General features: G+C 73.5%; 14 protein-coding genes. 11 read left to right on the plus strand and 3 right to left on the minus strand.

Annotation, left to right across the window (positions count from 1 at the left end):
* Positions 1 to 196: 196 nt before the first annotated feature.
* Positions 197 to 1495 (minus strand): DUF5685 family protein, encoded by a 1299-nt coding sequence (locus NDAS_RS13025; RefSeq protein ID WP_013153661.1) that lies wholly within the window; start codon positions 1493 to 1495, stop codon positions 197 to 199.
* 326 nt (positions 1496 to 1821) lie between these two features.
* Here NDAS_RS13025 and NDAS_RS13030 point away from each other — a divergent pair, with 326 nt between their 5' ends.
* Complete coding sequence (locus tag NDAS_RS13030; RefSeq protein ID WP_013153662.1) at positions 1822 to 2790, plus strand: NAD(P)-dependent alcohol dehydrogenase; 969 nt, start codon at positions 1822 to 1824, stop codon at positions 2788 to 2790.
* 202 nt (positions 2791 to 2992) lie between these two features.
* Positions 2993 to 3487 carry a hypothetical protein gene (locus NDAS_RS13035; protein ID WP_013153663.1) on the plus strand — a complete coding sequence of 165 codons (495 nt, stop codon included), beginning with the start codon at positions 2993 to 2995 and terminating at the stop codon, positions 3485 to 3487.
* Between the two features lie 88 nt (positions 3488 to 3575).
* Here NDAS_RS13035 and NDAS_RS13040 read toward each other — a convergent pair whose 3' ends face one another.
* Positions 3576 to 4265, minus strand: a complete 690-nt coding sequence (locus NDAS_RS13040) for an SMI1/KNR4 family protein (protein ID WP_013153664.1) — start codon at positions 4263 to 4265, stop codon at positions 3576 to 3578.
* A 148-nt stretch (positions 4266 to 4413) separates the two neighbouring features.
* Here NDAS_RS13040 and NDAS_RS13045 point away from each other — a divergent pair, with 148 nt between their 5' ends.
* From NDAS_RS13045 to NDAS_RS13065, 5 genes are all read left to right on the plus strand, one after another.
* A complete protein-coding gene (locus tag NDAS_RS13045; protein WP_013153665.1) occupies positions 4414 to 5640 on the plus strand; it encodes an AI-2E family transporter in 1227 nt (408 codons plus the stop codon).
* Positions 5641 to 5839: 199 nt separating this feature from the next.
* Positions 5840 to 6652: an alpha/beta fold hydrolase gene (locus NDAS_RS13050; protein ID WP_041552750.1), complete on the plus strand. Its 813-nt coding sequence runs from the start codon at positions 5840 to 5842 to the stop codon at positions 6650 to 6652.
* Positions 6649 to 8019, plus strand: coding sequence for a PP2C family protein-serine/threonine phosphatase (locus NDAS_RS13055; protein WP_013153667.1), 1371 nt, complete (start codon positions 6649 to 6651; stop codon positions 8017 to 8019). Before NDAS_RS13050 ends, NDAS_RS13055 begins: the two co-directional genes overlap by 4 nt.
* Positions 8016 to 8339, plus strand: coding sequence for an STAS domain-containing protein (locus NDAS_RS13060; RefSeq protein ID WP_013153668.1), 324 nt, complete (start codon positions 8016 to 8018; stop codon positions 8337 to 8339). The genes NDAS_RS13055 and NDAS_RS13060 overlap by 4 nt, the downstream gene beginning before the upstream one ends.
* Positions 8340 to 8430: 91 nt before the next feature.
* Positions 8431 to 9318, plus strand: coding sequence for an isocitrate lyase/PEP mutase family protein (locus tag NDAS_RS13065; protein ID WP_013153669.1), 888 nt, complete (start codon positions 8431 to 8433; stop codon positions 9316 to 9318).
* A gap of 121 nt (positions 9319 to 9439) precedes the next feature.
* On the opposite strand, the gene NDAS_RS13070 is transcribed toward NDAS_RS13065, so the two are convergent.
* Entirely contained in the window at positions 9440 to 10132 is a 693-nt protein-coding gene (locus NDAS_RS13070) for a DUF1028 domain-containing protein (RefSeq protein WP_013153670.1), read from the minus strand.
* A 230-nt stretch (positions 10133 to 10362) separates the two neighbouring features.
* Between NDAS_RS13070 and NDAS_RS13075 the strand changes: the two genes are divergently transcribed.
* The 4 genes from NDAS_RS13075 to NDAS_RS13085 all read left to right on the plus strand — a co-directional run bounded on the left by NDAS_RS13075 (position 10363) and on the right by NDAS_RS13085 (position 12338).
* Positions 10363 to 11031, plus strand: coding sequence for an SWIM zinc finger family protein (locus tag NDAS_RS13075; RefSeq protein ID WP_013153671.1), 669 nt, complete (start codon positions 10363 to 10365; stop codon positions 11029 to 11031).
* Between the two features lie 167 nt (positions 11032 to 11198).
* A complete protein-coding gene (locus tag NDAS_RS13080) occupies positions 11199 to 11630 on the plus strand; it encodes an Rrf2 family transcriptional regulator (protein ID WP_041553156.1) in 432 nt (143 codons plus the stop codon).
* Between the two features lie 95 nt (positions 11631 to 11725).
* Complete coding sequence (locus NDAS_RS28610; RefSeq protein WP_013153673.1) at positions 11726 to 11872, plus strand: hypothetical protein; 147 nt, start codon at positions 11726 to 11728, stop codon at positions 11870 to 11872.
* 49 nt (positions 11873 to 11921) lie between these two features.
* Complete coding sequence (locus tag NDAS_RS13085) at positions 11922 to 12338, plus strand: nuclear transport factor 2 family protein (RefSeq protein WP_013153674.1); 417 nt, start codon at positions 11922 to 11924, stop codon at positions 12336 to 12338.
* Positions 12339 to 12401: the final 63 nt, after the last annotated feature.

Raw genomic sequence — 12401 nt, forward strand, 5'->3', positions numbered from 1 at the left:
GTCCGGTGACGCGCGTCCCGAGGAGACCCTCCCGGAGCCGCCGCACCCGTGTGGTGAACGCGCCTCCGGGGAGGGCCGTCCCCGCGCCCTGCGGCCCGCCTCCCTGCGGAGACCGTCCCCGGCTCGCCGTCCCCGTCCGGTGCTGCGCCTGACCGGAGGAGTCACCCCCGGTTCCCCGTCCCGGACGGCCTGAGCGTCAGTCGCAACAGTTGCAGCACTCACAGCAATTACAGCAGTTGCAGCACTCGCAGGCTTCACACCAGGAGTTCCGCGGTTTGCCCGACCACGGCCCGGGGTGGGGATCGCGACAGCAGAATTGGCATGTTCCGCACATGAACAGCGCCACCGCGCAACCCGCCAGGACGCCCCGCTGCTTGGGCGGGTGCCGGAGTTCGGGGGTGTCGCACGAACAGGAGTCGCAGCAGCCGCTCCTCTTCCGCGCCCCGCCCGAACCGGAACCCTCACCGCCGGAGCCTCCCCCGCGCCCGCCGCCGTGGCGACCGCCGTGAGCCCCGTGCCCGTCACCTCCCCACTGGTGGGGCGGCTGCTGGTGGTGGGCCTGGTGGGGGTTCTGGTGGTGGGCCTGGCGGTGGGACTGATGGTGGGACTGGTGGTTGTGGTGCTGACCCGGGTGCGGATATCCGCCCTGGGCGAAGACGCGGTCGACGGCCCGGCGCAGTTCCACCACCAGAAGCGCGCGGACCAGGCGGTCGTCGACGAACCCGGCCTCCTCCAACGCCAGCCGCACGCCCAGGACGGCGTCGTCGCACAGTTCACGGGCCCGGCCGAGCCCGGTGCCGGTGGCCGTGAGTGGGTTCCAGGCACCCTTGCGCCCGTCCTCCTCACGGTCCTCCACCGCGTCCAGCAGGTGGGCGACGCGGCCGAACAGGCGTCCCGCCTCGCGCAGGGGTTCGGCATTGGCGGGCCGCCCCGCCAGGACGGCGGTGTGCGCGAACGCCTCGCCGGTGGCCTCCTCGGTCGGCCGGGTCACCGCCAGGACGTCGGTGCCCGGTCCCGCCGAGGACTCGGCCTCCCGCTGCCGGTCGACCACCGCGACCAGCCCCGCGCCGTCGAACCCGAGCCCGGCGCCCGCCTCGCGCGCGTCGCGCCGCCAGCGCTCGGCCACCCGTCCGGCGAGCGCGCGCACGCCGCGGCGGGCGTAGGGGCCGTCGCCGTCCTCGATGTGGTCGGCGATCTTGGCCGAGGCCAGCATCAGCGACACCGCCGCCGCCAGGCGCGCGCCGGAGCCGTCGGCGACCTCGGCCCCGCGCATGCCGCGCAGGGGGCAGCGGCCCGCCCGGCGCGTGCCCGCGCACTCCTCGGACTGCGCCGCGGCCAGGACCGACACCACCAGGCCGTCGTAGTTGGTGGCGATCCGGGACGCCTGGCCGTGGTCGTCGCGCAGTGCCAGGCACAGCCCGCACATGTGCGACATCCACTCCTCGGCCAGCCCGTCGGACAACGTGTGCCGACAGGGACGCAGGATTCCGAACACGTGCTGACACCTCGTCTTCCGACGCCACGGCGGTGGCGGACTGTGCTGAACACCGGGGTTCGATGCCCGAGCCGCGCGGGAGGTTCCGGCCGTTCCGACACCTTCGGCACGGCTTCGGCGGCACGGTCCCCGTTCGCGCGACCGGACTCCGGTCGCCGGGGACCGCGGCGGTCCGGCGGGGCGATCCGAGACGAACGAACGGCACTGTCTCTCACATCGGCCCTAAGTGGAGAATGGCGTCCGTTTAGGCCGTAGCGTGCACGACGAGGACCCCGCACGGACCCGACGTGCGGCGGCTGACGAAGGGGACCAGAACAGTGAGTCAGATGCGCGCGGCCCTGTACGACCGGTACGGCGGCCCGGAGGTGCTGTACGAGGGCACGGTCGCCAAACCCGACGCCGGTCCGGGAGAGGTGCTGGTGCGAGTGCACGCCGCCAGCGTGAACGGCGGCGAGCTGCTGGGCCGTGCGGGCAGGGTGCGCCCGGTGACCGGGCTGGCCGGGAGGGGCTTTCCGAAGCGGACCGGGATCGACTTCGCGGGCGAGGTGGTCGAGACGGGTTCCGGCGTCTCCGGGTACGCGCCGGGGGACCGGGTGTGGGGCGCGCTGCCCAGAACGTTCGGCAGCGCGGCCGAGTTCGTGGCCGTCGCGCCCCGGCAGCTGGCCCCGGCACCGGCCGGGATCGACCTGGTCGAGGCCGCGGCCCTGCCCGGCGTCGGCACGACGGCCGTGACCGCGCTGCGGGACAAGGCCCGTCTCGCCCCGGGAGAGCGGCTGCTGGTGCGGGGGGCGAGCGGCGGGGTGGGCAGCGTCGCCGTCCAGCTCGGCCGGGCCTACGGCGCCCACGTCACCGCGCTGGCCGGGGCCAAGAACCTGGACCTCGTGCGGGAGCTGGGCGCCGACGAGGCCTTCGACTACGCGCGCACCGAACCGGAGGACCTGCCGCCGTTCGACGTCGTCCTGGACACGGTGGGGACCGGGATGGGCGCCTACCGCAGGCGGCTGACCCGGAACGGGCGCATGGTCACGATCACCTTCGACATCGAGCGCGTGCTCGCGTCGCTCTCCTACGTCGCCGCCTCGGCCGTCTTCGGCCCGCGCCGGATCCGCGCGTTCAGCGGCGACCCCGGGCACGAGCTGTTCGCCGAGCTGACCCGCCTGACCGAGTCCGGAGCCGTGCGCCCCGTCGTGGACAGGGTCCTTCCCCTGGCCGAGATCGCCGAGGCCCACCGGGCGCTGGAGGCCGGAGGGATCCGGGGCAAGGTGGTGGTGCGCGTGCTCGGACCGCGGGCCTGAGGCCTGCGGCCGCCTCCGGTTCTCCGTGGTCCGTGAGCGTGCCGCCCGTTCGCGCGGGCGGCACGCACACCACTCCTCGGCGCACCGGCGTGCCCGCCGTACCTCCCGCGAAGGCGCGGGGTACCTCGACCACGCCCGCGAAAAGGTGGTGCGGAGCGGCCGCGCGGAGGGACACTGTGATCCCCGTCGTCAGGAGAGACACGTGTCCACCGACCACGAGCGCCCGCCCCCGCTGCCGCGACCGGTCACCGGCGTCTACGTCCGCCACGTCGAACAGTCCGCGTGCCCCGGCTCCTTCGCCATGGTCTGGGTCGACGCCGAGCCCCTGCCGGAGGAGGCCTCCGGGGACTTCGCGTTCGTCGACGACCTTCCCCCCACCTGCCGGTACACCGGGGAACCGCTTCCGCGGGAGTTCGCCGAGGCGTTCGCGGAGGGCGCGCGCGAGGCGTGGCGGGAACGGGAGGAGGGCCTCCCCGCCTTCGCGGCCCGGGTGGTGCTGCGCGACGCCGTGTGGCACTGGACCGACTCCAACGTCCGGAGTTTCCAGGTCGCGGGACGGCTCGCCGCGAGGGAGATCCTGAGCTGCGCCGCCGAGGGCCGCGAACCGCGGGCGGTCGGGCACAGCGCCCGGCGCGACCGGCCGACCCCGCCGATGCCCAGGACGCCGCCGCCCTCCGGCACGGCCCCGTCCGCCTGAGGCGGTCGGCGGCGCCCGGCCCCGCCCGGGGAGAGCGCCGCCCGGGGAGAGCGCCGCCCGTGAGGACGGGCGGCGCACCGGGCCCTGGTCAGGACCGGACCGCCACGGCCCGGGAGGCCTCCTCCAGCCACCCCAGGTACCAGTCCGTGAAGGTCAGGGGCGCGCCGTCCCCGCCGGTGAGCGGCGTGAGGTCTTCGTCGTCGACACGGCCGTCGCTCCACATCCGCCCGGCCTCGGGGCCGGTCACGACCAGCCACTGCCGCAGCGCGCAGCCCAGGTGGCACAGGCACAGCGCGCCGACGGTACGCTCCTCGGCCCACAGCAGGTCAGCCATGCGCGCGTCCCAGGCCTCGTAGACCCGGTCGAACTCCTCACCGTCCCCGAAGTCCTCCTCGACGGGCTCCTCGGCCCGCAGGGCGGCCAGGGAGCGCGGGTCGGGACCGGTGGACGGGAACGGCTCCGCCAGCCGCGCCGGGGCGACCAGGTCCGCGCCGTCGCCGTGCCACCGCCACCGACCGTCCACCCCTCTGACCAGGGGGAAGACACCGTGTGCGGGCCCCGCTCCGCCGGCGCCCACCCTGAGCAGGAACTCCCGGTACCCCGTCGGCAGGCGGATGCCCAGCTGCCCCTCCGCCTCGGCCAGTTCCTCCGGGGTCAGCGGTTCCAGCAGTGCGAAGCGGTGGGAACCGGCACCGAAGACCTCCCGGGCACCGGGCGCCCGCGCCAGTTCCCGCACCCGTTCGCGGACTCCCGCCCACACATCCGTACTCGTGTCCATGGCGGCATCGTAGGAAGCCCCGCCGACAGTGCGGCGGCGACGGGACGGAGAGGCGGCCGGGAGGCGCTATCGTCCGGTGGGGCCGCAACCGTCCCGGCACGCCGCGGGAGCCCCGTCGCGCGGCCGCACACAGTGAGGAAGAACCGGCTTGCACACGAGCACCACACCGCCCGGGTCCGCGCGCCCCGACCGCGGCGGCGGCATGCCGCGCTGGCTCCCCCGGGCCATGCTGCTGGCCCTGTGGCTGGTCACCGCGTTCGGCCTCACCCTGTGGCTGTTCGTCCGGTTGCAGAGCCTCATCATGCTGCTGCTGATCTCGCTGTTCCTCGCCCTGGCGCTGGAACCGGCGGTCAACTGGCTCCACCGGCACCGCTGGCCGCGCGGGCCCGCCACCGGGCTGGTGATGCTGCTGGTACTGGCGCTGACCGTGGTGTTCCTCAGTCTGCTCGGGTCGATGCTGGTCGGCCAGATCCTGGCCTTCGTCTCCGAGATCCCCGCGATGATCCGCGCCGCGCTGGCCTGGGTCAACACCACGTTCGACACCTCCTACTCCCCCACCACCCTGCTCAACGAGATCTCCAGCGCCAGCGGGCTGATCGAGCAGTACGCCTCCGGTATCGCCAACAACGTCTGGGGCGCCGGGACGACCGTCCTGGCGCTGCTGTTCAACGCGCTGACGATCGCGCTCTTCACCTTCTACCTGTGCGCCGACGGCCCGCGCTTCCGCCGCGTGATCTGCTCGGTCCTGCCGCCGCGCACCCAGCGCGAGGTGCTGCGGGCCTGGGAGATCGCGATCACCAAGACGGGCGGTTACCTCTACTCCCGTGCGCTGCTGGCCCTGGTCTGCTCGGGCGCGCACTACGTGGTGCTGGTCGCGCTGGACATCCCCTTCGCGTTCGCCCTGGCGCTGTGGGTGGGCGTGCTGTCGCAGTTCATCCCCACCGTGGGCACCTACATCGGCGGGGTCGTCCCGGTGCTCGTGGCGCTGATGGAGGGCATCTGGCCCGCCGTGTGGGTGCTGGTGTTCATCGTCGTCTACCAGCAGTTCGAGAACTACCTGCTCCAGCCGCGCATCACCGCCAGGACCCTGGACATGCACCCGGCGGTGGCGTTCGGCTCGGTCCTGGCGGGCGTGGCCATCCTGGGGGCGCCCGGCGCGCTGCTCGCGCTGCCGATGGGCGCGAGCATGCAGGCGTTCCTGGGGACCTACATCCGGCGCTACGAGGTGGCCGAGCACCCCCTGCTCTCCGACGCCGAGGAGGACGGGAAGGGCGGGAAACCCTCCCCGGATCCGGTGGCCCCGGTCTCCGAGGGCGACGGGGGCGACGCGCGTCCCCCCGGTCCGCGGGAGCGGGAGGGCGGGGAGGGACCGTGACCGCCCGTTCCCCGGGCGTCCGGGCCGACGCGGGGCCGTGATCCGGAAAAACCGGGGGAAACCGGGGCCACTCCGACCCGGCCGTCCCTGTCCGTACCGCCTGAGGAGATGACGGACACGTCCGTTTCGGCACCGGAAACACCCCATGGGATCGAGTACCGTTCTGGTACGGGCCGGCGTGAGGAAAAGGGCGGTCGACATGGACATCCTGCGCAGGAACAACGTCACCGTCACCGGTGCGGCCGACGGGCCGACGGTCGTGCTGGCCCACGGGTTCGGCTGTGACCAGAACTTGTGGCGCCTGGTCGTCCCGGCCCTGGCCGAGCGGTACCGGGTGGTGCTGTTCGACTACGTCGGCTCCGGGGGGTCGGACGCCTCCGCCTGGAGCGAGGACAGGTACTCCTCCCTGGAGGGCTACGCCCAGGACGCGGCCGAGGTCTGCGAGGCCCTCGACCTGGAACGGGCGGTGTTCGTGGGGCACTCGGTCAGCGCCATGGTCGGCGTCCTGGCCGCGCGGGCGCTGCCGGAGCGGATCCGGGCGCTGGCGATGGTGACCCCCTCCCCCCGCTACATCGACGACGAGGGCTACCGAGGCGGCTTCACCGCGGCCGACATCGACGAACTGCTGGCCTCGCTGGAGTCGAACTACCTGGGCTGGTCGTCGGCGATGGCACCGGTGATCATGGGCAACCCCGAGCGGCCCGAACTGGGACAGGAGCTGACCACCAGCTTCTGCGCCGCCGACCCCGACATCGCCCGGGTCTTCGCCCGCACCACCTTCCTGTCCGACAACCGCGAGGACCTGAAGGGCGTGGAGGTCCCCACCCTGGTCCTGGAGTGCGCCCAGGACGCCATCGCCCCGCCCGAGGTGGGCGCCTTCGTCCACGCCGCGATCCCCTCCTCCACGCTGGTCACCCTGGACGCCACCGGCCACTGCCCGCAGCTGAGCGCGCCGCGGGCCACCGCGGCGGCGCTGCTGGAGTTCCTGGAGTCCCTCCGGGACGCCGGATGAGCGGGGAGACGGGGCCTCCCGGGGCCGGCAACGGCTCCGCCACCGACGCGGCCCTCAGCGCGCTGCTGGAGGACAGCGCCGAGGAACTCTACGAGTCCGCGCCGTGCGGCTACCTGTCCACGCTCATGGACGGCACGGTCGCCAGGATCAACGCGACGCTGCTGAGGTGGCTCGGCCTGGAGCGCGCCGCCGTGGTGGGCCGCATGCGCTTCACCGACCTGCTCACCGTGGGCGGCAGGCTCTACCACGAGACGCACTTCGCGCCCCTGCTGCACCTGCGGGGCGAGGTCAACGGCATCGCCCTGGAGATGCGGGCCTCCGACGGCGGCCGCCTTCCCGTGCTGGTCTCCTCCACCGTCAAGCGCGACGGCGGGGGCCAGCCGCTGCTGGTCCGCACCACCGTCTTCGACGCCACCGACCGCCGCTCCTACGAGGAGGAGCTGCTGCGCCGCCGCAGGGAGGCGGAGCAGGCCCGCGCCGAGGCAGAACGGGCCCGCGAGGAGGCCGAACGGGCCCGCGCCGAGGCCGAGGAGGCGCACCGGCGGGCCGAGGCGGACCGGGCGCGCCTGGGAGAGGCGCTCGTCATCCTCCAGAGGGCCCTGCTGCCCGACACCCTGCCCGACGTTCCGGGCATGGAGGCCGCCGCCTACTACCACACCGCCTCCCCCTACCGGCTGGGCGGCGACTTCTACGACCTCTTCCCGCTCGGTGACGGGTGCTGGGCGTTCTTCCTCGGCGACGTGAGCGGCAAGGGGCCCGAGGCCGCGACCCTGACCTCCCAGGCCCGTTACGTCCTGCGCACCACCGCCCTGCACTCGTCCGAACCCGCGGACGCCCTGGGCACGCTGAACACCGCCCTCCTGGAGCGCTACGCCGACAACGGCGACCCCCGCTACTGCACCGCCGTCTTCGGTGTCCTCGAACCCGACGGCGACGCCGGGCACGTCCGTGCCCGCCTGGCCTTCGGCGGCCACCCCCCGGCGCTGGCCCTGCGCGGGGACGGCCGGGCCGAGTTCCTGTTCGCCCCCGGCGGGATGCTCGTCGGCGTGCTGCCCGACGCCCACTTCGCCACCGTCGAGACCGCCCTCGCCCCCGGCGACACCTTCGTGCTCTACACCGACGGCCTGACCGAGGCCCGCACCGGCGCCGGACCCGACACGATGTACGGCGAGGAGGCCCTGCTCTCCTTCGTCGCGCGGCACGCCCCCTCCACGGCCCACGGCGTCGTCGACGCGCTGGCCGAACTGCTGGAGGGTTTCGGCGAGGGCTTGGAGGACGACACCGCCCTCCTCGCGCTCGGCGTCCCCGCCCCGCCCTCCACCGCCCCGTCCGGAACCGGACACCACACGATGAGCGGTCCACGATGAGCACCCTGACCGTCACCCGCCGAGACAGCGCGACGGGTCCCGTCCTGGACGTGACCGGTTCGCTGGACTACGACCACGCCTCGACCCTGCGCCACGAGGTCCGGCTCCTGGCCCTGGAGTCCGGCCAGTGCCTGTCCATCGACCTGTCCGGCCTGGACTTCTGCGACTCCAGCGGTATCAGCGCCCTGCTGGCCGCCCGTCAGCACGCCCTGGCGGCCGGGGCCGACATAGCCCTGCTCGCCGTCCCCGCCAACACCCTGCGCATCATGAGCATGGTCGGTCTGAACCGGGTCTTCACCATCCACCCCGGCACCGCCTGACCCGCGGCGGGATCTGCGGCCATCAGGGTTCGGCCGGTGCCGTCCCGTCGCTTCGGCGGCGACCGAAACGACGCGGCCCTAGCGTCGCCGTATGGCTTCCCGAACAGCACCCGGCAGCGGATCCGCCGACCACGACCGCCCGCCTCCGCCCTCCGGCGCCGACCTCCCGACAGAACCGGAGAGCCCCGGCGAGCGTTTCCGCGCCCTGCACCTGCGGGGCGCTCCCCTGCTGCTGCCCAACGCCTGGGACCACGCGTCGGCCGCCGCCCTGGCCGCCGCGGGGTTCCGCGCCGTGGGGACCACCAGCCTGGGTGTGGCCGCGGCGGCCGGGCTGCCCGACGCCCGAGGGCTCGCGCGCGAGGAGACGCTACGGCTCGCCCGCGGCCTGTCCCGGCTGGACGTGCCGGTCAGCGTGGACGTCGAGGGCGGCTTCAGCGCGTCACCGGCACGGGTCGCCGCGCTGGCCGCCGAACTGAAGCGGACGGGGATCGCCGGAATCAACCTGGAGGACGGCCTCGCGGACGGCGGGCTCGCCGACACCGGACACCAGCGGGCGGTGATCCGCGCGGTCAGGGAGGCGGCGCCGACGCTGTTCCTCAACGCGCGCACCGACACCCGCTGGCTGCCCGGCCACGCGGAACAGACCGCCGACCGGGCCGCCGCCTACGAGGAGGCCGGAGCCGACGGGGTGTTCGTGCCCGGCCTGCGCGACGAGGAGGAGATCGCCGCCCTGGCCGCCGCGCTGCGTGTGCCGCTCAACATCCTCCACTCCCCCGACGGCCCGCCGCTGCGGGTCCTCGCAGACCTGGGCGTGCGGCGCGTGAGCTGCGGTTCACTGCTCTTCCGCGCCGCCCTGCACGGGGCCCTGGCGGCGGCCGAGGCGGTGGCGTCGGGCCTTCCCCTCCCCGAGGGCGTCCCGGACTACGGGGCGGTGCAGGGCCTCGCGCGGCGGTTCGCCCGGGGCTCCGCGGACGGATGAGCCGGAGACGGCCGCCGCTCCTGAACCCGTCACCGCTGCGGGGCGCCGCGCCGCTGCCGCCCCGGTCGGCCGCCGGCACGCTTCCCACGGCGGTGGAAGATCGTGGCCGCAGGCGGCGGGCTCAGCGGTCGCCGGTGTCCAGCAGGCGTTCGAAGCGGCCCGCGGGGTGCGCGCGCGTGGGCATGGCCTCCACGAACGGCAGCAGCTCCCGCTCGGCGACCCCGTGGATCCGGCGCAGCTCGGCCACCGGGTCGGGGTGCTCGTCCACCCTCAGGTCCAGGTGGGGGTAGGGGTGGCCGGTATGCACGTACAGCGCGGCGCTCTGTCTGCCGCGCCGGTCGCCGCCGGCCGCCTGCCCCGCCTCCAGGGCGCCCAGCAGCCGCCGGTCCATCCGCTCCCCGGCGCCGGCCTCGAACCGCTCGGCCATCGCGTCGAGCGTGTCGGCGCCGGTCAGGATGTTGCCCGCCACCGCGTACCCGTCCCCCACCCTGTGGCCGCACCACGGGTGCGCCTGCGCGCCGGTGTGCGCGGCGGCGCGTCCCTCCCGGTCGACCACGGCGACCTGTCGCGAGTCGGCGTCGGGGTCGGCGTCCAGGACCCGGCGCAGCGCCTCCTCGGCGGAGTGGGACCGCAGCAGCTCCAGGGCGTCAGCGCCCAGCAGCGGGTTGATCAGCGCCTGTGTGGCGACCGCCCCCGCCTCCGCGTGCGCGAACACCGACAGCGCGCCGATCGCCGGGAAGCGGCTGCTGACCGCGACACCGCACGTTCCGGTGGCGACGTCGTGGGCGACGATGGAGAAGGTGCCTGCGTACAACCGGTCTCGCTCTCGGGTCTTCGGACGAACGGACGCCCGGCCGGTGCGGTGGGGCTCCGGCGCCGGACGCCGGGGCGTTCCCGCCGGGGCCGGAGCGCTCGTCCGGGCCACGGGAAGGCTACCGTGCGGGAACTCATCGCTGGACGCCCTCGCCCACACCGGGGACCCGGACGAACGGGGATTTCCACTTCGCCCCGGCGCTTTCCGTGCCGCTCCGCTTGACTGGGCCCATGCCTGAGCTCTCCCGCGATCTGCTGTTGGAACTGGCTGGCAGAAAGTCCTTCGACCGCGGCCTGGACCACCTCGGACGGGTGTCGGGGCTACGCCGGGACGCGAAGACCGTGCGCGCCACCGTCCGCGGACAGCGGCGCTACCGGGTACGGCTCACCGCCGAGGGAGCCTTCTCCTGGCGCTGCGACTGCCCCTGGGCCGAGGAGGGCGACTGCTGCAAGCACGTGGTCGCGGTGGGGCTGGTGCACCTGTACGAACGCGAGCACGGCGGGACCGCGTCCTCCGTACCCGATGTCTCCTCCTACCTGCACACCCTGGACCGCGAACGGTTGTTGGAGCTGCTGCTGGAGGAGGCGGACCGCTCCCCCGGGCTGACCCTGGCCCTGGAGGCACGGGCAGCGGTGGCGTCCGGGAGCCCCGAGGCGCTGCGGACCTTGTTCGAGGGCGCCCTGCACGTCACCGAACCGGTTCCCTGCGAACAGGCGGCCGAGTACGCCCGGGCGGTGCACAGCGCCGTGGACGCCGTACAGGAACTGGAGCGTTCCGGCCGGACCGAGGACGCCATGGAGCTGTTCAACGCGGTGCTCTCCTTCACCAGTGAGGCGAAGGAGATGGTGGAGGACCCCGACGGCGAGGTCCTGTCGGCGTCGGAACGCCTGCACGGGTAAGGGCGGACGACTGCGCCGTGTCTGGTGCTGGCCGCCCGAAACCATTCCGCACACGCTCCAGGCGAGCTGACGAGGTCGGTTCGGCCAGCCCCGCAGAATTTGCCGCATGCGGTTGTAACCCTTATAGTTACGACTAGAACCGAGGGGTGGGGGAGGCGGAGTCCGACGTGAGCGCCAACAGCAGGCTGACCATCGCGGCGCACGCCCTGACATGGATCGGGCTGTATCAGCGGCGCGGACACGAGGTCGCCACCTCCGAGCAGATCGCGACGAGCGTCAACACCAACCCGGTGGTGATCCGCCGCCTGCTGGCCAAGCTGAACAAGGCCGGCCTGGCCGATTCACGGCGGGGGGCGGGGGCGGGCTGGATGCTCGCGCGGGACCTGGCGGCGATCACCCTGCTCGACGTCTACCAGGCGATCGAACCGGGACCGGTCTTCGCCCTGCATCGCGCGACACCGGACCCCGAGTGCGTCGTGGGCCACGGCATCGGACCGGCGATGACCGCCGTGTACGACGGCGTGGAGGCGGCCCTGCGCGGAGAGCTGGCCAAGACCACGCTGGAGGACGTACTGCGGGACGTCTTGAACGCCGCCTGACCCGGGACCGTCGGCTCCCCCTGGGCAAGGGGGGTCGCATCCCCCACTCAACGATGTAACAAAAATTGTTACATCAGGAGATCGGAGAGTTCCGTGTGACAGCTGGACACCAGGACCGCTTCACACGGCTGCTGACCGAATCCGGGTTCGCGCCGGTCGATCTCGGCACGCTGCGCGAAGGCGGGGCGCTCATGCCGCTCGGCGGAGCGCTGAACGGCAAACACTTCCTGTTCCAGTGCTGAGGCCCGACCGGCACGCCTCATACGAACGAAAAGACGAAGGACAAGGACGATGACAACAGACACACAGGCCTCGCGGACCGTGGCCGAGAAGTTCGTGGAGCGCCTCGGCAGGCAGGACCCCGACGGCATCCAGGAACTCTTCGCCGAGGAGATCGACTGGCACGTCCCCGGCAGTGACACGTTCTCCTGGGCCGGGCGCCGTACCCGCCGGGAGGAGGTCGCGCCGTACTTCACCACGATGTGGCCGCACTTCGTGCACGGTAAGAGCGAGGTCGTGCTGGAGCGCGTCATCGTCGACGGTGGCGACGTCGTACTACTGGCGGTTTGGACGCACACCGTCGCGGCCACTGGGAAGGAGTTCACCACACCGGCGGCCATACACCTGAGGGTCGAGGACAACCGGATCGTCCGCATGCACCTGTACGAGGACACGCTGACTGTCGAGAAGGCGTTCAACGCCGACTGAGCGGAGAGCACTCAGGGGCCTGATGGCCCACCGCCGCCATGGCAGTCAGGGCCCCATGACGGC

Origin of the sequence: Nocardiopsis dassonvillei subsp. dassonvillei DSM 43111 (assembly GCF_000092985.1) — a bacterium.
Classification (GTDB): Bacteria; Actinomycetota; Actinomycetes; order Streptosporangiales; family Streptosporangiaceae; genus Nocardiopsis; species Nocardiopsis dassonvillei.

Excerpts from the sequence above, each read along its gene's own strand:
- NDAS_RS13030 (WP_013153662.1), top strand. The coding sequence starts at position 1,822 with ATGCGCGCGGCCCTGTACGACCGGTACGGCGGCCCGGAGGTGCTGTAC.
- NDAS_RS13040 (WP_013153664.1), bottom strand. The coding sequence starts at position 4,265 with ATGGACACGAGTACGGATGTGTGGGCGGGAGTCCGCGAACGGGTGCGG.
- NDAS_RS13050 (WP_041552750.1), top strand. The coding sequence starts at position 5,840 with ATGGACATCCTGCGCAGGAACAACGTCACCGTCACCGGTGCGGCCGAC.
- NDAS_RS13055 (WP_013153667.1), top strand. The coding sequence starts at position 6,649 with ATGAGCGGGGAGACGGGGCCTCCCGGGGCCGGCAACGGCTCCGCCACC.
- NDAS_RS13060 (WP_013153668.1), top strand. The coding sequence starts at position 8,016 with ATGAGCACCCTGACCGTCACCCGCCGAGACAGCGCGACGGGTCCCGTC.
- NDAS_RS13065 (WP_013153669.1), top strand. The coding sequence starts at position 8,431 with ATGGCTTCCCGAACAGCACCCGGCAGCGGATCCGCCGACCACGACCGC.
- NDAS_RS13075 (WP_013153671.1), top strand. The coding sequence starts at position 10,363 with ATGCCTGAGCTCTCCCGCGATCTGCTGTTGGAACTGGCTGGCAGAAAG.
- NDAS_RS13085 (WP_013153674.1), top strand. The coding sequence starts at position 11,922 with ATGACAACAGACACACAGGCCTCGCGGACCGTGGCCGAGAAGTTCGTG.